This window comes from uncultured Neptuniibacter sp., assembly GCF_947498015.1.
Lineage (GTDB): Bacteria > Pseudomonadota > Gammaproteobacteria > Pseudomonadales > Balneatricaceae > Neptuniibacter.
Window position 1 is genome coordinate 431,391 of sequence record NZ_CANMIR010000001.1, and the last position, 19,630, is coordinate 451,020.

Genomic DNA, 19,630 nt, shown 5'->3' on the forward strand with positions numbered 1-19,630 from the left:
TTATCCAGATCAGATAAAACACATCTCAACTCCCCTAACCCACAGATCAACTAGCCTTCTGTTTTGTATTTAGGCTTCACTTCACCCACATCCATTCTTGGACGGTCCGGCTCAACCTCGGTTAGGGGCTCTACCTGCTTCATAGTAGACAGGCAACGATTAGTCAGATCTTGATAAGTTGCCGTACCAGCGCTCTTCCAGGCGATCTCTTTATCGGAGACTTCGCGCAGGAATTTTGCTGGTGAACCCACTAGCATACTGCGCGGCTCACATTTGAAAGCGGCCTTTACAAAGGCACAAGCTGCTACGATGGATTCAGCACCAATTTCAGCACCATCCATCACCACTGCATTCATACCCACCAGTGCGTTACGGCCTATACGACAACCATGCAACACAGCACCGTGACCAATATGGCCATCTTTCTCAACTACAGTATCGGTACCGGGAAAGCCATGCAGAACACAGGTATCCTGAACGTTCGCACCCTCTTCCAGAATCAAACGCCCAAAATCACCACGCAGCGCAGCGTTAGGGCCCACATAACAGCCAGGACCAATGATTACGTCGCCAATCAGCACCGCTGTAGGATGTACATAAGCCGTTGGATCCACCACCGGCGTAATACCATCAATACTATAAACCTGCATACATTCCCCTCACCCAGAGCGCAGCTTATCAATTCTGACACCCTAATTTATAGATTAAGCCGTTTACCTCAGGCTTAATCCAATTGATTACTTAATACCCAACAACTTTATAACGTCTGATATAGCGGTCTTCGCAAGATCAAACGATCCAATCAAACGTGTCTCCGGCTCTGAACAACAGCAAAACGCCCGGCAACAAAAGCCATATCAGTCAGAGCAGCATTTGCCGCCGGATTATTCCCGGTCGCATGAAAGTCACTAAAGGCAGCCGCCTGATTGACAAAAATACCACTATCCAGATTACAGGAGAGTGCCACCCCCTGCTCAATCGCCACACGTTCAGCCCTATCAAGCACAGCCTCATCGGTAGAGTATACGGCAAAGGTGATCGCGCCTTTACGAGCGATAGCATCAGAGATCAGCTCAAATCCCTGCTCAGTACTCTCAACCGCCACCAGAAAGCTTATAGGCCCAAACTGTTCCTGCTGCCACGCAGGATCGCTCCCATCAACTTCAAGTAGTAAAGGTGTGCGATAAACCGCTTCATCATAACCGGGAACCGGATGCGTCTCAGAGACCAGCCTGACCCTACCCAAGGAGCAGGCAGATTCTAACCTTGCAACTGTCGCCGGGTTGGGAATCGATCCGAGCACACCCGCAGCGCGTTCTGGATCCGATAAAAACTTTTTAATCGCATTACAGAGATAATCTGCCACCTGATCAAAGGTCATATCCCCTTCATCTGTTTTAATACCTGATTTAGGGATCAAAACCGCCTGGGGTGTCGTACACATCTGACCAGAGTATAAACTCAAAGCAAACGCCAGATTCTGAGCACTGCGTTTCAGTGTCTTAAGGCTGTCAATCAGAACCGTATTAACACCCGCCTGCTCTTTATAGATTCGCGCCTGCCTTGCGTTATCGCTTAACCAGTCACCAAAATTATTTCCCCCGGTGTAATCGATCACCTTAACATCAGGGTGCAGTGCCAGCGCCTGAGCTATTCCGACCTCATGCCCTTCTGCTGCCATCATCACCAAACAGGGATCAAATCCATACTCCGCCAATACTGCCTGAGCGACCTCGACCGTAATCGCAACAGGGAGTACCGACTGAGAGTGAGGTTTTATAATCACTGGATTCCCCGTGACTAAGCTGGCAAACAACCCTGGGTAGGTATTCCAGGTTGGAAATGTCGAGCACGCAACGACAAGTGCCACTCCGCGAGGTACTATGTGGTATCGCTTACTCATGATCAAAGGATCATGCTTGCCCTGAGGTTTATTCCAATGAGAGTTTTCAGGCACTGAAGACATCGCCATCCACGCTGTTGCAACGGCCTCCAAACCCCGATCCTGCGCATGCGGTCCACCGGCCTGAAATGCCATCGCAAACCCCTGACCGGTGGTATGCATCGTTGCATTACCGATCTCAAAGCTACGTTGATTCAGACGCTCAAGTATCTCCATACATACACCAACTCGCATGGCGGCTCCCGCATCACGCCATTGAGGTAACGCTGCTTTCGCCGTAGAGACCAACTCACTGGCATCGTACTGATCATAAGTGATATTTAATGCGCCACTGTAGGGAGAGACCTCCACTCCAGCCTGACCGGTAACCGGGCTACCCTTGAGCGAGAAATGTGAATTCAATCGGGCTAGATAAGCCTTCTCGCCCTCTTGCTTAGCCGAGTCACCGTAAAATTTACCACTTGGGATCTCCTGATAGGGTAACCAATGCCCTCTATCCTGTACTGCACTACATGCCTGCTCAAGTAAAACCTGATGTTTTGTGAAGAGTGAGTTTGCAGTTGTCATAGAAAGCTCCCGAGCGATTCCAAAATTCTCACTTATGATTCAAAAAATATTTAAAAAAAATAATTTTTGTATCCCTAATTGAATAAAACTATAACCGAGACACTTGACCCATATCAAGGAAAAATAACAAAACCCTTTTATATCAACGTGTTAAACATTATTTAGAATACGCTAATATTGACGCATAATTGAATACAATACGACCAATTATTCAGACTTTAAAATAAATTATAGACCACCCAAATATTCTAAAAATCAAAACATAATCCTTATATTTCAATATATTAATAAAAATATAGCGATCCATTACGCAACTGCGAAAGTGACACAAAAAAAGCCATTAAAGTTTGACAAAGTGCATCACTTTGCTTTTTACTATCCATATATTGATCGGTATCAATGTTTGGAAGGGCTTATCTCTCTTTTTGCCTTTCACCTCATTCAGGCCAATGAAGAGTACTCCGTGCTAAGAGAAAGTACTCGTTAACATATTAAGCAATTGACAGGACAATGCATGAGCACTCCAATGAACCTTAAGGTCAGCGAGCCTACTAAGGGTGTGTTAACTATTACCCTGCACCGCCCTGAAGCACTAAATGCACTTAATACAAAACTTCTGGAAGAACTGGCTGATCTGCTTGAAGAGATCCAGTGCAATCCTGAAGTGGGTGCTGTGGTTATCACCGGTTCCAGCAAAGCCTTTGCCGCAGGTGCTGATGTACGGGAAATGGCCACACTTGATGCCGTAGGCGTCCTTCGCGATCCTCGTGTTGACCACTGGAAACGCATTACATCTTTTAAGAAGCCGCTGATTGCTGCCGTTAACGGCTTCTGCCTGGGCGGCGGTTGTGAACTGGCGATGCACGCAGACATTATCATCGCCGGTGAAGAAGCCAAATTTGGCCAGCCAGAGATCAAACTCGGCATCATGCCAGGTGCCGGCGGCACACAACGTCTGCTCCGAGCTGTAGGTAAGTCTATGGCGATGCAGATGGTACTGACAGGCGAACCTATCTCCGCTGAGCAAGCAATGGGGTTCGGTCTGATCTCCGAAATTACTATTCCTGAAACAACTGTTGAGCGCGCTCAGAAAATTGCTCAACAGATTGCTCGCCACGCACCAATCGCGGTGGAGATGGCAAAAGATTCCGTACTTAAAGCATTTGATACTGATCTGGCATCTGGCCTGCTGTATGAACGTAAGGCATTTACCCTACTGGCTGCTACTGAAGATCGTAACGAAGGTATCAATGCCTTTATCGAAAAACGCAAACCCGCTTTCAAAGGATGCTAAGCATGAATTTCGAAACTGTAAGCCTATCAATTGAAGATGGGGTAGCACTGCTTGCCCTGAACCGCCCTGATCGTCTGAACAGCTTTAACGCTGACATGCACGAAGAGATGCGCCAGGCAATCAAAGTGATCAAAAAAGATGAAAGCGTACGCTGCCTGGTCTTAACAGGTAACGGCCGCGGCTTCTGCGCAGGTCAGGATCTGAGCGACCGTAACGTTGCCGCTGATGCCGAGATGCCAGATCTGGGTCTGTCTGTAGAAAAGAACTACAACCCATTGGTACGCACACTACGTGATCTGCCAATGCCAGTTATCTGTGCGGTTAACGGTGTAGCTGCAGGCGCAGGCGCTAACCTGGCACTGGTCTGTGACATCGTAGTGGCAGGACGTTCTGCAAGCTTTATTCAGGGCTTCAGCAAGATTGGTCTGGTACCTGATTCTGGTGGTACCTGGACGCTGCCACGTCTGGTAGGTACAGCACGCGCTAAGGCACTGATGCTTCTGAGCGACAAAGTGTCTGCAGAGCAGGCTGAAGAGTGGGGCATGATCTGGAAGTGCGTTGATGATGAAGCACTGATGGATGAAGTGATGGGCATGGCCAAGAAGCTGGCGAAACAGCCAACTAAGGGCTTCGATCTAACCCTGCGTGCAGTTAATGCAGCAAACACAAACACTCTGGACGAGCAACTGGATCTGGAGCGAGACCTACAGCGTCTGGCAGGCCGTACTGATGACTACCGTGAAGGCGTTGCAGCGTTCATGGAAAAACGTGCACCCGAGTTTAAAGGCAAATAAGCGAGCGTTTTATGACTAACACTGTTTCTCCAATGGATAAAAGCGCTCAGGTTGCTGTGATCGGTGCCGGCACAATGGGTGCAGGTATTGCACAGGTTGCTGCGGCTTATGGCCACCCGGTTATTCTGTTTGATATGAACCCGGAAGCGCTTGAACGTGGTATCAACCAGATTAAATCTGGGCTAGAACGTCAGGTTTCCCGAGGCAAGATGACCCAGGACGCTTTAGACACACTAATGGCTAACATCTCTACAGCCACTGAGATTGAAGCGCTGTCTGATTCTAAGCTGGTCATCGAAGCGATCATCGAAGATCTGGGTATCAAACGCGGTCTGCTGGCTAATCTGGAAGCAACCTGCGCTACTGATGCGATTCTGGCCACAAACACATCCTCTATCTCTGTGACTGCACTGGGTGCAGAGATGAAAAATCCAGAACGACTGGTAGGTATGCACTTTTTCAACCCTGCTCCAGTTATGAAGCTGGTTGAGATCGTATCCGGTCTGGCCACTTCTCAGGAAGTTGCAGACCTGACTCATGCGACCGCAACAGCTTGGGGTAAGCAGGCGGTATACACCAAATCTACACCGGGCTTTATCGTTAACCGTGTAGCGCGTCCGTTCTATGCTGAATCACTGCGTATCTTTGAAGAGGGTGGCGCGGATCTGGCAACCCTAGACCAGGTGATTAAAGGTGCGGGTAACTTCCGTATGGGTCCATTTGAACTGATGGACCTGATCGGCCACGACGTCAACTACGCGGTAACCTGCTCGGTCTTTGATGCTTACTATCAGGACCCACGTTTCCTGCCATCACTGACGCAGAAAGCACTGGTTGAATGTGGTCGTCTGGGTCGTAAGAGCGGCCACGGTTTCTATGACTATGCTGAAGGCGCTGACAAACCAACTGCTGCCGTAACGACTGGCGGTAATGCACCAGCGCAGGTGCAGGTTGTTGGTGATCAGGGTGTGGCTAATGCACTGATTGAGCGTATGGAAGCAAAAGGCCTGAACGTTGAAAAACAGGCATCTGATACCGAGTCTTACATCAAAGTTGGCAATGCTCGCCTGTGCCTGACGGATGGCCGTTTCGCAACCGAAGTGGCAGCAACAGGCAACCCGGACACAGCGCTGTTCGATCTGGCACTGGACTACAACACTGCGACAGCACTGGCTGTTTCTTTCGCTGACCAATGCAGTGAAGACGCTCAACAGGACGTGATCGGCCTATTCAATGCGTTGGATATCAACCTGAGTGTGATCGACGATATACCCGGTCTGGTAGTAATGCGCACGGTAGCGATGCTGGCGAACGAAGCATCTGATGCGGTTAACCAGGGTGTTTGTACTGCGGCTGATGCTGACGTGGCGATGCGTGGCGGCGTGAACTACCCACAGGGCCCACTGGCCTGGGCGGACGCAATCGGCGTTTCTCACGTCTTCAACACATTGAGCAACCTGCAGCAGTGTTACGGCGAAGATCGTTACCGCCCATCTGCTCTGCTACGTCGTAAGTTTTTTGCTGGAGCACCTTTCCATGGCTGAGCCGATCAACTACGCAGAGAAATATGATCTGAATGATCCTCAGCAGTTAGCGGAAGCATGCCGTGACGCTCTGTTAGCTGACGACCCGCTTACTCGTGAGCTAAAGATGGAGATCATCAAAGTTGCGCCGGGTTACGCCGAGCTAACTATGCCGGTTCAGGATTGGATGACCAACGGTCATGATACTTGTCACGGCGGCATGATCTTCTCTCTGGCAGACAGTGCATTTGCGTTCTCCTGCAACACTGAGAACCATCCAACTGTGGCTGCTGGTGTAACCATTGATTACATCAGCCCGGGCCATAAAGGTGACCTGCTGGTCGCCAAAGCAAGCAAATCTCATCAACGCGGACGTACCGGTGTATATGACGTGCGCGTTGAAAATCAGAAAGGTGAACTGATCGCTCTGTTCCGCGGTCGTTCTCATCGAATCCGCGGTGTCATCATTCCCGGCACCGAACTGACGGAAGGAAAATAAACTATGACCGATGCATATATCTGTGATGCGATTCGCACACCCTTCGGCCGTTACGGTGGTGGCTTAGCCCCTGTACGCCCTGATGATCTGGGTGCGATTCCGCTGAAGGCGCTGATGGAGCGTAACCCTCAGGTTGACTGGGCAAGTGTAGAAGACATCATCTACGGTAACGCCAACCAGGCGGGTGAAGATAACCGTAACGTAGCACGTATGTCAGCGCTACTGGCGGGTCTGCCAACAGATGTACCCGGCACAACCGTTAACCGTTTGTGCGGTTCTGGCATCGATGCGATCGGCATGGCAGCACGTGCGATAAAATCAGGTGAAACCGATCTGATGATCGCAGGTGGCTGTGAGTCTATGTCTCGTGCACCTTTTGTAATGGGTAAAGCTGAATCTGCTTTCAGCCGTAACCCCAACGGACTGTTCGATACAACAATCGGCTGGCGCTTCATCAACAAGAAGATGAAAGCAGAATTCGGCGTAGACTCTATGCCAGAAACAGCTGAGAACGTTGCAGAAGATTTCAACATCTCTCGTGAAGATCAGGACCTGTTCGCATTCCGCAGCCAGCAGAAAACAGCGGCTGCGATGGAGGCAGGAATCTTCAAAGAGGAGATCGTTCCGGTTGTGATCCCACAGCGCAAAGGTGACGACGTTGTTGTAGATACGGATGAGCATCCTCGCGCATCAACGACACTGGAAGGTCTGGCTAAACTGAAGGCGCCTTTCCGCGAAGGCGGCTCTGTAACTGCGGGTAACGCATCTGGCGTTAATGATGGTGCTTGCGCCCTGCTGATCGCTTCCAAAGAAGCGGCAGAGAAAAATGGCCTGACACCTAAAGCACGTATCGTTGGTATGGCCACCGCGGGCCTTGCGCCTCGCATCATGGGCTTCGGTCCGGCACCAGCAACGAAGAAAGTTCTGGAAAAAACCGGCCTGACACTGGATCAGATGGATGTGATCGAACTGAACGAAGCATTCGCATCTCAGGGTCTTGCAGTGATGCGTGATCTCGGTCTTCCAGATGATGCAGAGCATGTCAATCCGAATGGCGGTGCGATCTCCCTGGGCCACCCACTGGGGGCCAGTGGCGCACGTCTGGTAACGACCGCTATGTATCAGCTGCACCGTACCGGTGGCCGCTATGCACTGTGCACAATGTGCATCGGCGTTGGTCAGGGTATCGCAATGATTATCGAGCGCGTTTAAACGTGCACCGGGAAGGGGTTACCCCTTCCTACATAAGCGCTCATTAGAAAGCGCCTTAAAAAAATAACAGTGTAAATAACAGGACAGAATTATGATGAATGTCAAAGTGGATCCTAACGCACTCGATCCAATTGAAACTGCCAGCATTGACGAGATCCGCGCACTTCAGCTAAGCCGTATGAAGTTCAGTATCAAGCACGCATACAACAATGTTATGGCGTATCGCACCCTTTGTGATGAGAAAGGTGTTCACCCCTCAGATCTGAAAACACTTGAAGATCTGGCCCTTTTCCCTTTCACGACAAAGCAGTATCTACGTGATGCATACCCATTCAACTCTTTCGCTGTTCCAATGAGCGATGTGGTTCGTATTCATGCTTCCAGTGGTACCACAGGTCAGCCAACCGTTGTTGGTTATACCCAACACGATATCAACGTCTGGGCTGATGTTGTTGCCCGTTCTATTCGTGCAGCCGGTGGTCGCAGCACTGATAAGGTCCATGTTTCCTACGGTTACGGCCTGTTCACCGGCGGTATGGGTGCACACTACGGTGCTGAGCGCCTGGGCTGCGCCGTGATTCCAATGTCTGGTGGTCAGACTGAGAAACAGGTTCAGTTGATGCGTGATTTCGATCCCGACATCATCATGGTAACCCCATCTTATATGCTTAACCTGATGGATGAGATGGAGCGTCAAGGCCTGGACCCACAGGAGATGGCTCTGCGTATCGGTATCTTTGGTGCTGAACCATGGACAGCTGAGATGCGTAAGAACATTGAAGGTCGTCTGGGTATCGATGCGGTTGATATCTACGGTCTGTCTGAAGTCATGGGTCCGGGAGTTGCGCAGGAATGTGCAGAAACTAAAGACGGCCCAACCATCTGGGAAGACCACTTCTACCCAGAGATCATCGATCCGAACACGGGCGAAGTACTGCCTGACGGTGAATACGGTGAACTGGTATTTACCTCTCTGACTAAAGAAGCACTGCCTGTTATCCGCTACCGCACACGTGACCTGACTCGCCTGCTACCAGGTACAGCTCGTCCGATGCGCCGTATCGACAAGATCACCGGCCGTTCAGACGACATGATGATTATCCGTGGTGTGAATGTATTCCCAACGCAGATTGAAGAACAGATCCTGAAGATCTCAGCCCTGGCGCCACACTATGAAATCATCGTTACCAAAGATGGCAACCTGGATAAAGTCCAGGTGAAAGTGGAGCTAACACCAGAAGCACAAAGTGCTGATCAAGCTGCCGTAGTCAAAGAGCTGCAGCACCACATTAAGTCAGTTGTGGGTATCAGCACGAAGATCGATGTTGTACCAGTAGGCGCGATTCCTCGCTCCGAAGGTAAGGCTAAGCGCGTTTTTGATAACCGCCCTAAGTAAAAATAAACAGGGTGATCTGCCCCTTAGCAGATCACTTATCAGACAAGAGTTAAAGCAAAGTACCGAGCTAAATTAGTATCCGGTTCTGTACTTTGCCTACCCAATAAATTGTGGAGGCGATTGCCATGACACCTGAAGAAAATTTCATGCGCAAGATCGAAAATGAAGAGAAGATCGAGCCAAAAGACTGGATGCCGGATGAGTATCGTAAAAACCTGATCCGTCAGATCTCTCAGCACGCACACTCTGAAGTGATCGGTATGCAACCGGAAGGCAACTGGATCACCCGTGCCCCTTCCCTGCGTCGTAAAGCCGTTCTGCTCTCCAAAGTTCAGGATGAAGCCGGACACGGTCTGTATCTCTACAGCGCTTGTGAAACTCTGGGCATCTCTCGCTCTGAAATGATTGAGCAGCTACAGAGTGGTAAAGCTAAGTACTCATCGATCTTCAACTACCCAACTCTGACCTGGGCAGATGTAGGTGCGATCGGCTGGCTGGTCGATGGTGCAGCGATCGTAAACCAGGTATCCCTGCAGCGTACCTCTTACGGCCCGTACTCTCGCGGCATGATCCGTATCTGTAAGGAAGAGTCTTTCCACCAGCGTCAGGGTTACGAAGCGATCCTTGCTTTGGCTAAAGGTTCTGAAGGCCAGAAAGCTATGGCTCAGGATGCACTGAACCGTTTCTACTGGCCTGCACTGATGATGTTTGGTCCACACGATTCAGAATCCGCTCACTCTGCAAAATCCATGACATGGAAGATCAAGCGTGAAACCAATGACGATCTGCGTCAGAAGTTCGTTGATCAGACTGTTAAGCAGATTGAAGTACTGGGTCTGGAACACCCTGACAAGAACATCAAATGGAATGAAGAGCGCGGCCACTATGATAGCAGCGACCTGAACTGGGATGAGTTCTGGAGTGTTATCAACGGTAATGGCCACTGCAACCGTCAGCGTATTGAGCACCATGTTGCTGCACACGATGAAGGTGAATGGGTACGTGATGCGATCACAGCGTATAACGAAAAGAAACGAGCTAAATCTGCACAGAATGCAGCGTAAGGGGAATCTGACATGACTAACATCACTGAAAAACTGGAACTGTTTGAAGTATTTGTACGTTCCAAGCGTGGTCTTGACCACAAACACGTAGGCTCCCTGCATGCTGAAGATCATGAGCAGGCTCTGGAATATGCTCGCGACTGCTACACCCGTCGTAGCGAAGGCGTAAGCATCTGGGTTGTTAAATCCAGCGATATCTGCTCTTCCCAGGAAGACGATGCGGATTGCTTCTACGATCCTAGCGATGACAAACCTTACCGTCACGCGACTTACTACGTACTGCCTGATCCAGTAAACAACATGTAATTGGCGGAGTGATAAGAATGAGTGATATCAAAGCTGCAACGCTTGAATATGCAACCCGCCTTGGCGATGACTCAGTGGTACTGGGTCACCGTATCTCCGAGTGGGTGAGCTACGGTCCTTTCCTGGAAGAGGATATTGCGTACGGTAACGTCGCACTGGATTACATCGGTCGTGCCCGTATGTTCTACACCTATGCTGCAGAACTGGCTAACGATGGCCGCACAGAAGATGACTTCGCGTACATGCGCAATGATCGCGAATACCGCAACCTGCTGTTGATGGAGATGCCAAAAGGCGACTTCGCATACTCACAGGTTCGCCAGCTGTTCGCCGATGTTTACTACACCGTTCTGTTACCGGAACTGCTGCAGTCTAAAGATGAAACCCTGTCTGCTATTGCTGCGAAAGCGATCAAAGAGACTAAGTATCACCTGCGCCGTAGCCGTGATTGGGTTCTGCGCTTGGGTGACGGTACTGAAGAGAGCCATAAACGCACTCAGAAAGCGGTTGAACAACTGTGGGGCTATACCCACGAGATGTTCGATATGGACGAGACAGAGCAGTTGCTGGCCGATGCTGGCATTGGTGTAGACGTTTCTAAACTACGTGACGCATGGCACAAAATGGTCAGCGACATCCTGACAGAAGCAACGATCACGGTACCAGAAGATAGCTGGGCTGTGCGTGGCGGACGTACCGGGTACCACACTGAAAACCTGGGTCACATGTTGACTGAGATGCAGATCGTACACCGTTCGCATCCTGGTTGTGAGTGGTAAGCCCATGAATGAAATCTCACTGATGCCAGAAGAGCAGTACCAGAGATTACAGCAGCGAAATGCAGCTGACGTAAAGGAACTATGGGATCTGCTCGATCAGGTTAAAGACCCCGAAGTACCGGTACTGACGATTTGGGATCTGGGGATATTGCGTGATATTGAGCGTGAAGGTGACAAAGTGATTGTTACCATCACGCCAACCTACTCCGGTTGCCCTGCCATGGACAATATCAGCACCGATGTCACAGAAGCTCTGAATCAAGCAGGTTATGCCGAGGTTGAGGTAAAAACCTCACTATCGCCAGCCTGGAGTTCAGAATGGATGTCAGCTGAAGGCCGCAAAAAACTTCGTAACTATGGGATTGCTCCCCCAGAGGATGCAGACCTGGACGAAGATGGCCTGACGCCGGATGCACATGCGCAATGTCCACATTGCAGCTCCCGGAATACTCGCCGGATAAGTGAGTTTGGTTCTACTGCATGTAAAGCACTGTTCCAGTGTGATGATTGCAATGAGCCATTTGACTATTTCAAGAAGATCTAGGTCTTAACCTGGCTCTCATAAGATAAAGGTGAAGCAATGTCTGACACCAATTTCTATACGCTGAAAATTGCTGATGTTCAGCCAGAAACCGACACAGCTATTTGCGTATCTTTTGCAGTTCCGGAAGAACTGAAAGAGAAGTTTAACTTCATTCAGGGTCAGTTCCTGACTCTGCGTGCAATGATCGACGGCGAAGATGTCCGTCGCTCATACTCCATCTGTTCAGGTGTAAACGATGGCCACATGCGTGTGGGTATCAAGCGTGTTAAAAACGGTCAGTTCTCTAACTATGCGAACGATACGTTTAAGCCGGGCATGTCTGTCGATGTGATGCCACCTCAGGGTAGTTTCTATACAGAAGTTAAACCTGAGAATGCGAAAAACTACATGTGTATCGCTGCAGGTTCCGGTATTACTCCGATGATCTCAATTATGAAAACTGTTTTGTCCACAGAGCCAAACAGTAAAGTAACGTTGATCTACGGTAACCGTCGCAGCAACTCTGTTATGTTCAAAGATGAGCTGAACTTCGTTAAAAACCGTTACATGAACCGCTTCCAGTGGATCAATATCATGAACTATGAAGATCAGGGCGCTGATCTGTTGAACGGTATTATCGATAACGCTAAAGGCGCAGCACTTCAGAAAGCTGGCCTGATCAACATTAAAGAAGTTGATGAAGCCTTCATCTGTGGTCCTGAAGCAATGATGTCTGAAGTGTCACGCGGCTTCCGTATGGAAGGACTGACAGACGACCAGATCCATTACGAACTGTTTGCTAACTCTTCTGCAGACTCTCAGGCGATGCTTGAGAAAGCAGCGAAGCGTAAAGAGGAGTTTGGTGAAGACAAGATGTCTAAAGTGACCGTCGTGTCCGATGGCCGCTCTGTTATGTTTGATCTGGCTACTGTCGGTGAAAACATCCTCGACGCGGGTATACACAACGGAATGGATCTTCCTTACTCCTGTAAAGCAGGCGTCTGCTCTACCTGTAAGTGTAAGCTGGTGAAAGGTGAAGTGGACATGGATATCTCCCACGGCCTTGAACAGCATGAAATCGATGCCGGCTACGTTCTTAGCTGTCAGGCGCATCCGCTCTCTGATGAAGTTGTTCTGGACTTCGACCAGCGTTAAGACGCTCCCCCAGGCAGTCGCTGCCTGGGGGATTCAGCTACTTAAAGGTTCTCTCAGATGAAATTACAAAGCTATATCAACGGCCAGTGGGTCGAAGGTACTGACGCAGGTACAGAAGTCTTCAACGCTATCAATGGCGAATCAGTCTGTACTGTTAGCTCCACAGGTGTCGACTTTAACGATGCGGTTCGTTTCGCACGTGAAAAAGGCGGACCTGCCCTGCGCAAAATGACATTCCATGAGCGTGCCAATGCCCTGAAAGCACTGGGTAAGCACCTGATGGCAAAGAAAGAAGATTTCTACCGCGTATCTGCGTGGACAGGTGCCACACGTGCGGATAGCTGGATCGATATTGAAGGTGGTGTGAGCACCATGTTCACCTTCTCCAGTCTGGTTCGCCGTGAACTACCAAACGAAACCTTCCTGGTTGAAGACGATGCGCAGATTCTATCTCGCGAAGGTAGCTTCATTGGTCGTCATATCCTGACGCCAAAAGAGGGTGTTGCGGTTCACATCAACGCATTCAACTTCCCTTGCTGGGGCATGTTGGAGAAGATCGCACCAAGTCTTGCAGCGGGTATGCCGGTTATCGTTAAACCAGCGACTGCGTCTGCTTACCTGACTGAAGTGATGGTTAAAGAGATCATCGCATCAGGTATTTTGCCAGAAGGTTCTATACAGCTGATCTGTGGTGGCGTTGGTAACCTATTAGATCTGCTGAACGAACAGGATGTTGTGACTTTCACTGGCTCTGCTTCTACAGGCCAAAAGCTGCGCACACATCCAAACATCGTTGCGAACTCTATTCCATTCACAATGGAAGCAGACTCCCTGAACTGTGCAATCCTAGGTGCAACTGTTGAGCCAGGTTCTGCAGAGTTTGATCTGTATGTGAAAGAAGTAGCACGTGAGATGACTGTTAAAGCTGGTCAGAAGTGTACTGCTATCCGTCGTGCAATCATTCCACGTAACCGTGTTGAAGCCGTAGCTGATGCACTGAAAGCGCGCCTGAGCAAAACCGTGATCGGTGATCCTTCTATCGAAGGCGTCCGTATGGGTGCACTGGTAGGTCGCAGTCAGGTTGCAGATGTATGGGATAAAGTTGAACAGCTGAAACAGAGTTGTGAACTGATCCATGGTGGTAGCGAAGATTTCGAAATTGTTGGCGGCAATCTGGAAACAGGTTCGTTCTTCCCAACTACGCTACTCTATTCTGACAAGCCAATGGAAACAGACGTACCGCATGGTGTTGAAGCTTTCGGTCCGGTTTCGACCCTGATGGCATACGACGATATCGATCAGGCGATTGCGATTGCTAAGCTGGGTAAAGGTTCTCTGGCGGGCTCTATCGTAACAGCTGACAATCTGGAAGCGCGCAATCTGGTACTGGGCTGTGCCTCTTACCACGGTCGTCTGCATATCCTGAACGAAGCCTGTGCTAAAGAGTCGACGGGTCACGGTTCCCCACTACCAACACTGGTACATGGTGGACCAGGTCGTGCTGGCGGCGGTGAAGAGCTGGGCGGTCTGCGTGCAGTTAAGCACTATATGCAGCGTACAGCGATTCAGGGCAATCCAACTACGCTGACAGCGATCACCAACGAGTTCAACCCAGGCTCCGAGCAGATCAAAGATGTTGTGCATCCATTCCGTAAGTACTTCGAAGATGTACAGATCGGTGAAACGCTGATCACACATCGCCGTACGGTGACTGAAGCTGATATTGTAAACTTCGGTTGCTTGTCAGGTGACCACTTCTATGCTCATTTTGATGAGATTGCTGCAAAAGATTCACTGTTTGGTAAGCGTGTAGCACACGGATACTTTGTAATCTCTGCGGCTGCGGGTATGTTCGTGGAACCTTCTCCGGGTCCGGTTCAGCTGAACTACGGTATGGAAAACCTGCGTTTCATCGAGCCTGTAGGTATCGGTGACACAATCCAGGTTCGCCTGACCTGTAAGAAGAAGATCAAGAAAGATCGTCGCAGTCCGGAAGATGAACCAAATGGTGTAATCGTCTGGGATGTCGAAGTGATCAATCAGGATGATAAACCTGTAGCTGTCTACAATATTCTGACGATGGTTGTACGCAAAGAGGACTAATCTCCTCTCTGTTTATGCTTTCAAAAACCTGGCCACGGCCAGGTTTTTTTGTGTCGTTTGAACGCAGGTCAGCTATTAAGCAGATTTATTAGGAAGAGACTGGACATCAGTAACATATTAATTATTCTTATCCCTTAGATGGAATTAACGGTGAAACGCTTGCACAAAGCATAGTAAGCCGTGAAAATGTGCCGAAGATTCATAAAAGACCTATTGTATGCGTAAATTTGAAGACTCGTTGCCTCTGCAACTATTGAAAGCTCGAGAAGCAACCATGCTTTTCTTCCGCCCACTGCTTCACGAAAACTCGCTGACAGAGCAGCAGTGGCGTGTGCTACGTGCGCTTTATGCCTACAATGAGCTTGAATCTAAAGAGCTGGCTAACCGCTGCTGCCTCCTCAGCCCAAGTCTGACAGGCATTCTTAAGCGTCTTGAACAACAGGGCTATGTGAAGCGCCGTAAATCTGAAGAGGACCAGCGCCGCACCATTATCAGTCTGACAGATAAAGCCAGTGAGCTTTTTCAACGTCTCAGTCCTGAAGTAGAAGCACGTTATAAAACCTTTACCGAGAGATTTGATGAAGAGAAGCTTAAACAGCTCATGGAGATGTTAAAAGAGCTCTCCGAACTTGAACCCTAACAGAATCAATAGATTAGTTATCTAGCAGCCTAAACAGGCTGCTTATCAGCTATGCCCCTCCCCTTCAGTAACTACTGATTTCGATCAATATAGCCGTGATAGCAGTTGACATTAGATAACATGACAACTATCTTAGAGTTAAATATAATTAACATATTAAGTTATTTATAAAAACGCATCTGATGGCCTTTTACTGTCCCCAAAGAGTTATCAGTCGCCATACAATAAGATTTAGAGAGGTTTACGATGGGAGAGTTAGTTCTCGCGGCTAAAATCACGCACGTACCAACAATGCTACTGTCCGAGCAGCCAGGTAAGCTTGAAGGCTGTCGCCAGCAGGCGATCGACGGTCATAAAGAGATTGCTCGACGCGCTCGTGAAGCCGGTGCTGATACAGTGGTTGTTCTAGACACCCACTGGCTTGTTAATGCGGGTTACCACATTAACTCCGGAGCACACTTTAAAGGCAGTTTCACCAGCCATGAATTCCCTCACTTCATTCAGAATCTGGAATATGAATATCAGGGCAATCCTGGTTTAGGTGACCTGATTGCTGAAAAAGCAACAGAAAAGGGTGTATTCACACTGTCTCATCAGGTTGAAACACTGGATCTGGAATACGGCACACTGGTACCAATGCGCTATATGAATCCAGAATCAGACCTTAAAGTAGTCTCTGTTGCAGGCTGGTGTACAGTTCATAGCCTGGAATCTTCACGCAAGCTGGGTGAAGCGATTCGTGAAGCGATCGAAGCAAGCGACAGCAAAGTAATGCTATTGGCTTCTGGTTCCCTGTCTCACCGTATCTGGGACAATGATGACTACGAAGCTAACAATGGTACCTTCACAATCTCAAAAGAGTTCAACCGTCAGGTTGATCTACGTGTTCTGGACCTTTGGCAGCAGGGTGAGATCTCAACATTCCTGAAAATGCTTCCTGATTATGCAGATAACTGCTCTGGCGAAGGTGGTATGCACGATACTGCGATGCTGTTTGGCGCTCTGGGCTGGGATCAGTATCAGGGTAAAGGTGAAGTGATCGGCGAATACTTCCCAAGCTCAGGTACAGGACAGGTTAACGTCGTATTTAGCCTGTAGTTCCCGGTAGTTTCTACTGGAACAAAAGTTTAAAAGTCGAAGATTGAGGGTACTGTTAAGGTACCCTTTTTCTTTTCTCTTTCATTATCACAACTAAATCACTCTAAAGCCATGTTAGTAAACGACAGTTCCCTACAGTGGGAAGCCGCACAATCAATTGCACTTGAAGCCTGCCAATATGCAACTAAGCATAACCTTAGGGTCTGTGTCTGGGTCTTAGATCGTCATGGAAACCCATTAGCGATGCAGCGCATAAATAATACCCCTCTTCCATCAACTGAGATCGCTAAAGGTAAAGCTTACACTGCCGTTAGCTTTGGTTTCGGTACCCACCTCTGGCAGGAGCGCTTAGCCGAGAAGAGGTACCTGCTGGATGGCCTTAATGCGCAAGAGGGTATTGTGATGTTTGGCGGTGGCCTACCTATTACCTATCAGGGAGAGATAGTCGGAGCGATCGGTGTATCAGGTGCCAGTGAGGAGCAGGACCGTGCTTGTGCAGAAGCGGGACTTAAAGCCCTTTCAGCCTAAGACAAATGTACATTAGCTCGCTATAAGGCACTATCAAGCAATTATTATGCAACAACAGAAGCCACTGCCGCCCATCGCTTACTTCACCATTATGTCAATGGTGAGCCCTATTGCGCTCAATATCTTGCTGCCCGCGCTCCCTGATGTCGCAAGCGAGTTAGGTGTCAGCACAGGTGAGATACAGCTTAGCCTGACGCTTTACCTGTTCTCTCTCGCGATTGGTCAACTGATATGCGGCCCACTTGCTGACCGGTTCGGTCGTCGTCCAATTTTATTGTATGGGATTGCACTGCATTTTATCGGTTGTTTACTGGGGGCTTTTGCAGATGACCTATCCTCTCTTCTGCTCTCGCGTGTATTACAGGCCTTAGGTGGATGTACGGGAATGGTATTGGCTCGCACCATCATGCTTGATCGTTATAGTCGCGACCAGGCAGCAGGTAAAATCGGCTATATCACCCTGTCGATCGCACTATCTCAGGCAATTGCACCAACACTTGGTGGCTATCTAAACCTGTACCTTGGCTGGCAGTACCTGTTCCACCTCTCTTTATTGCTAAGTACCATCTCATGGTTGATCGTTTTAACCATGATTCCTGAAACAGCAAGCCAGAAAACTGATAGTTTACGTATCGACCGCATTCTAAAACAGTACTGGGAGGTCATCAGGGCACCCAAATATCTGGGATATGCCCTTTCAACTACTTTTATTGCTTGTGCATTCTATCTGTTTATCGGTTCAGCGCCTTATATCGTAAACAGCGAAATGGGCGGGAACTCCGCTGACTTTGGTAACTGGTTTCTGCTTGTTTCATGCGGTTTTATGTTTGGGAGTTTTAATGCCGCCAAACTCTCCAGCAAGCTTGGCACTCACCGAATGATTATGGTTGGCCATAGCCTCTCCCTCCTGGCTGCGGTGATCATGCTTACAGCGGCCCTGCTGCTGGGAGTTGGTTATCTAACACTGTTCTTACCTATGGCCCTGTTTACACTTGGGCGCGGCCTCAGCCAACCTAACAGCCAATCTGCTGGTATCAGCTGTAGTACAAAATCACCCAGTACGGCTTCTGGTCTTATGGGGTTTATACAGCTAATCACAGGCGCTTTAACTGCTCAGCTAACCCCACTGTTACTTGAAAGCGGAACGCTTTGGGTCATAACCGTTTTGCTGTGTTGCCCAATTCTGGCATACGCAGCCTATTTTTCAGTACAAACACGACATTAAGTTACTGCCCACGAGTAGTCTGGAAATCACAATCATCTTACAATCTGCTGAAATATCGACTTCAGGCTGCCCCTGCTGGAACCGCTAATGCAATCTCAACACTCACGACTTGATCGCTTTATCTCCAAAAAATTGGGAATCAACAAACGTTATGTACGACTCCTGATAGCGCAGAAAAGAATACTCATTGATGATCAACCCGCAGAGAATATCAATCAGATAGTCGGACAATTTACGAAGGTTTGCTTTGAGGGGCAGCTATTACAGCACAACCAACCTATCTATTTAATGATGCACAAGCCTCGCGGAGTTATTAGTGCAACCCGCGACTCACAACATAAGACTGTAATGGAGCTACTCCCAGGCTCATCTGAATCGCTTCATCTGGCTGGACGTCTTGATCTAAACTCCACCGGTCTGCTTTTGTTAACCAATGATGGCAACTGGTCTCGCAAAATCTCATCCCCAGAAACTGATATATCCAAGCGTTATCTTGTTACTGTAGAGAAGCCAATCACAGATGAGTATGCTACCGCGTTCATGGCTGGCATGTACTTTTCCTACGAAAACATCACGACAAAACCGGCAATTTTAGAAAAACTCTCAGATCACACCGCTTATGTAACCCTGCAAGAGGGAAAATATCATCAGATTAAACGTATGTTTGGCCGCTTCAGAAACCCGGTTGTAGGCATACATCGAGTCTCTATCGGCTCTATTAATCTGGACCCTGAGTTAAAACAGGGGGAGAGCCGAGCACTAAGCCCAGTTGAAATTGATCTGTTCTGATAATCCTCTAACAAAAAAACCGCCGGAATCTCCGACGGTTTTTGATAAGTTCAGGGCTTAGAACTGACTATTTTTTTAAAGGAACAATCAGAACCGGGCGCTTGGAGTGCTGCATCACTTTTGTAGCGGTAGAGCCCATCAGTGCATGACCAATACCTGAATGGGGACGTGTCCCCATCACAATCACATCTGCATCGATCTCATCCGCAGCATCAACAATCGCTTTCCAGGG

At 48.9% G+C, this 19,630-nt stretch carries 20 protein-coding genes; 17 read left to right on the plus strand and 3 right to left on the minus strand.

The window, feature by feature from the left end:
- Positions 1–50: 50 nt before the first annotated feature.
- The gene (paaY, locus tag Q0882_RS02110; RefSeq protein ID WP_299177348.1) at positions 51–650 is read right to left on the minus strand and encodes a phenylacetic acid degradation protein PaaY; all 600 of its coding nucleotides are present in this window, start codon (positions 648–650) and stop codon (positions 51–53) included.
- Between the two features lie 152 nt (positions 651–802).
- A complete protein-coding gene (paaN, locus tag Q0882_RS02115) occupies positions 803–2,470 on the minus strand; it encodes a phenylacetic acid degradation protein PaaN (RefSeq protein ID WP_299177351.1) in 1,668 nt (555 codons plus the stop codon).
- 514 nt (positions 2,471–2,984) lie between these two features.
- Between paaN and paaF the strand changes: the two genes are divergently transcribed.
- The 17 genes from paaF (at position 2,985) to Q0882_RS02200 (ending at position 19,398) form a co-directional block, all read left to right on the plus strand.
- Positions 2,985–3,764, plus strand: coding sequence for a 2,3-dehydroadipyl-CoA hydratase PaaF (gene paaF, locus Q0882_RS02120; RefSeq protein ID WP_299177354.1), 780 nt, complete (start codon positions 2,985–2,987; stop codon positions 3,762–3,764).
- Between the two features lie 2 nt (positions 3,765–3,766).
- On the plus strand, positions 3,767–4,558 hold the full coding sequence (paaG, locus tag Q0882_RS02125) for a 2-(1,2-epoxy-1,2-dihydrophenyl)acetyl-CoA isomerase PaaG (protein WP_299177356.1): 792 nt from the start codon (positions 3,767–3,769) through the stop codon (positions 4,556–4,558).
- An 11-nt stretch (positions 4,559–4,569) separates the two neighbouring features.
- On the plus strand, positions 4,570–6,102 hold the full coding sequence (gene paaH / locus Q0882_RS02130) for a 3-hydroxyacyl-CoA dehydrogenase PaaH (protein WP_299177359.1): 1,533 nt from the start codon (positions 4,570–4,572) through the stop codon (positions 6,100–6,102).
- On the plus strand, positions 6,095–6,580 hold the full coding sequence (gene paaI, locus Q0882_RS02135) for a hydroxyphenylacetyl-CoA thioesterase PaaI (RefSeq protein ID WP_299177362.1): 486 nt from the start codon (positions 6,095–6,097) through the stop codon (positions 6,578–6,580). Before paaH ends, paaI begins: the two co-directional genes overlap by 8 nt.
- Positions 6,581–6,583: 3 nt before the next feature.
- The gene (gene pcaF / locus Q0882_RS02140; protein WP_299177365.1) at positions 6,584–7,792 is read left to right on the plus strand and encodes a 3-oxoadipyl-CoA thiolase; all 1,209 of its coding nucleotides are present in this window, start codon (positions 6,584–6,586) and stop codon (positions 7,790–7,792) included.
- Positions 7,793–7,886: 94 nt separating this feature from the next.
- Positions 7,887–9,188 (plus strand): phenylacetate--CoA ligase PaaK, encoded by a 1,302-nt coding sequence (gene paaK, locus Q0882_RS02145; protein ID WP_299177434.1) that lies wholly within the window; start codon positions 7,887–7,889, stop codon positions 9,186–9,188.
- Between the two features lie 125 nt (positions 9,189–9,313).
- Entirely contained in the window at positions 9,314–10,252 is a 939-nt protein-coding gene (gene paaA, locus Q0882_RS02150) for a 1,2-phenylacetyl-CoA epoxidase subunit PaaA (RefSeq protein WP_299177368.1), read from the plus strand.
- A 12-nt stretch (positions 10,253–10,264) separates the two neighbouring features.
- The gene (gene paaB, locus Q0882_RS02155; RefSeq protein WP_299177371.1) at positions 10,265–10,558 is read left to right on the plus strand and encodes a 1,2-phenylacetyl-CoA epoxidase subunit PaaB; all 294 of its coding nucleotides are present in this window, start codon (positions 10,265–10,267) and stop codon (positions 10,556–10,558) included.
- Positions 10,559–10,575: 17 nt separating this feature from the next.
- Positions 10,576–11,337: a 1,2-phenylacetyl-CoA epoxidase subunit PaaC gene (gene paaC, locus Q0882_RS02160; RefSeq protein ID WP_299177374.1), complete on the plus strand. Its 762-nt coding sequence runs from the start codon at positions 10,576–10,578 to the stop codon at positions 11,335–11,337.
- A gap of 4 nt (positions 11,338–11,341) precedes the next feature.
- On the plus strand, positions 11,342–11,881 hold the full coding sequence (paaD, locus tag Q0882_RS02165; RefSeq protein ID WP_299177377.1) for a 1,2-phenylacetyl-CoA epoxidase subunit PaaD: 540 nt from the start codon (positions 11,342–11,344) through the stop codon (positions 11,879–11,881).
- Between the two features lie 36 nt (positions 11,882–11,917).
- Positions 11,918–13,015: a 1,2-phenylacetyl-CoA epoxidase subunit PaaE gene (gene paaE, locus Q0882_RS02170; protein WP_299177380.1), complete on the plus strand. Its 1,098-nt coding sequence runs from the start codon at positions 11,918–11,920 to the stop codon at positions 13,013–13,015.
- 57 nt (positions 13,016–13,072) lie between these two features.
- A complete protein-coding gene (paaZ, locus tag Q0882_RS02175) occupies positions 13,073–15,118 on the plus strand; it encodes a phenylacetic acid degradation bifunctional protein PaaZ (protein WP_299177383.1) in 2,046 nt (681 codons plus the stop codon).
- A 217-nt stretch (positions 15,119–15,335) separates the two neighbouring features.
- On the plus strand, positions 15,336–15,758 hold the full coding sequence (hpaR, locus tag Q0882_RS02180) for a homoprotocatechuate degradation operon regulator HpaR (protein WP_299177386.1): 423 nt from the start codon (positions 15,336–15,338) through the stop codon (positions 15,756–15,758).
- A gap of 246 nt (positions 15,759–16,004) precedes the next feature.
- Positions 16,005–16,856 carry a 3,4-dihydroxyphenylacetate 2,3-dioxygenase gene (gene hpaD, locus Q0882_RS02185; protein WP_299177389.1) on the plus strand — a complete coding sequence of 284 codons (852 nt, stop codon included), beginning with the start codon at positions 16,005–16,007 and terminating at the stop codon, positions 16,854–16,856.
- A 111-nt stretch (positions 16,857–16,967) separates the two neighbouring features.
- Entirely contained in the window at positions 16,968–17,384 is a 417-nt protein-coding gene (locus Q0882_RS02190) for a heme-binding protein (RefSeq protein ID WP_299177392.1), read from the plus strand.
- 46 nt (positions 17,385–17,430) lie between these two features.
- Positions 17,431–18,609 (plus strand): multidrug effflux MFS transporter, encoded by a 1,179-nt coding sequence (locus tag Q0882_RS02195; RefSeq protein ID WP_299177395.1) that lies wholly within the window; start codon positions 17,431–17,433, stop codon positions 18,607–18,609.
- 87 nt (positions 18,610–18,696) lie between these two features.
- Positions 18,697–19,398, plus strand: a complete 702-nt coding sequence (locus Q0882_RS02200) for a 16S rRNA pseudouridine(516) synthase (protein WP_299177398.1) — start codon at positions 18,697–18,699, stop codon at positions 19,396–19,398.
- A 67-nt stretch (positions 19,399–19,465) separates the two neighbouring features.
- Here the strand turns inward: Q0882_RS02200 and Q0882_RS02205 are convergent, their stop codons facing one another.
- The gene (locus tag Q0882_RS02205) at positions 19,466–19,618 is read right to left on the minus strand and encodes a universal stress protein (protein ID WP_299177437.1); all 153 of its coding nucleotides are present in this window, start codon (positions 19,616–19,618) and stop codon (positions 19,466–19,468) included.
- Between the last annotated feature and the right edge of the window lie 12 nt (positions 19,619–19,630).

Bases quoted from the DNA above. Each gene is read 5' to 3' on its own strand.
- paaY (WP_299177348.1), bottom strand. From the start codon at position 650: ATGCAGGTTTATAGTATTGATGGTATTACGCCGGTGGTGGATCCAACG.
- paaN (WP_299177351.1), bottom strand. From the start codon at position 2,470: ATGACAACTGCAAACTCACTCTTCACAAAACATCAGGTTTTACTTGAG.
- paaF (WP_299177354.1), top strand. From the start codon at position 2,985: ATGAGCACTCCAATGAACCTTAAGGTCAGCGAGCCTACTAAGGGTGTG.
- paaG (WP_299177356.1), top strand. From the start codon at position 3,767: ATGAATTTCGAAACTGTAAGCCTATCAATTGAAGATGGGGTAGCACTG.
- paaH (WP_299177359.1), top strand. From the start codon at position 4,570: ATGACTAACACTGTTTCTCCAATGGATAAAAGCGCTCAGGTTGCTGTG.
- paaI (WP_299177362.1), top strand. From the start codon at position 6,095: ATGGCTGAGCCGATCAACTACGCAGAGAAATATGATCTGAATGATCCT.
- pcaF (WP_299177365.1), top strand. From the start codon at position 6,584: ATGACCGATGCATATATCTGTGATGCGATTCGCACACCCTTCGGCCGT.
- paaK (WP_299177434.1), top strand. From the start codon at position 7,887: ATGAATGTCAAAGTGGATCCTAACGCACTCGATCCAATTGAAACTGCC.
- paaA (WP_299177368.1), top strand. From the start codon at position 9,314: ATGACACCTGAAGAAAATTTCATGCGCAAGATCGAAAATGAAGAGAAG.
- paaB (WP_299177371.1), top strand. From the start codon at position 10,265: ATGACTAACATCACTGAAAAACTGGAACTGTTTGAAGTATTTGTACGT.
- paaC (WP_299177374.1), top strand. From the start codon at position 10,576: ATGAGTGATATCAAAGCTGCAACGCTTGAATATGCAACCCGCCTTGGC.
- paaD (WP_299177377.1), top strand. From the start codon at position 11,342: ATGAATGAAATCTCACTGATGCCAGAAGAGCAGTACCAGAGATTACAG.
- paaE (WP_299177380.1), top strand. From the start codon at position 11,918: ATGTCTGACACCAATTTCTATACGCTGAAAATTGCTGATGTTCAGCCA.
- paaZ (WP_299177383.1), top strand. From the start codon at position 13,073: ATGAAATTACAAAGCTATATCAACGGCCAGTGGGTCGAAGGTACTGAC.
- hpaR (WP_299177386.1), top strand. From the start codon at position 15,336: ATGCGTAAATTTGAAGACTCGTTGCCTCTGCAACTATTGAAAGCTCGA.
- hpaD (WP_299177389.1), top strand. From the start codon at position 16,005: ATGGGAGAGTTAGTTCTCGCGGCTAAAATCACGCACGTACCAACAATG.
- Q0882_RS02190 (WP_299177392.1), top strand. From the start codon at position 16,968: ATGTTAGTAAACGACAGTTCCCTACAGTGGGAAGCCGCACAATCAATT.
- Q0882_RS02195 (WP_299177395.1), top strand. From the start codon at position 17,431: ATGCAACAACAGAAGCCACTGCCGCCCATCGCTTACTTCACCATTATG.
- Q0882_RS02200 (WP_299177398.1), top strand. From the start codon at position 18,697: ATGCAATCTCAACACTCACGACTTGATCGCTTTATCTCCAAAAAATTG.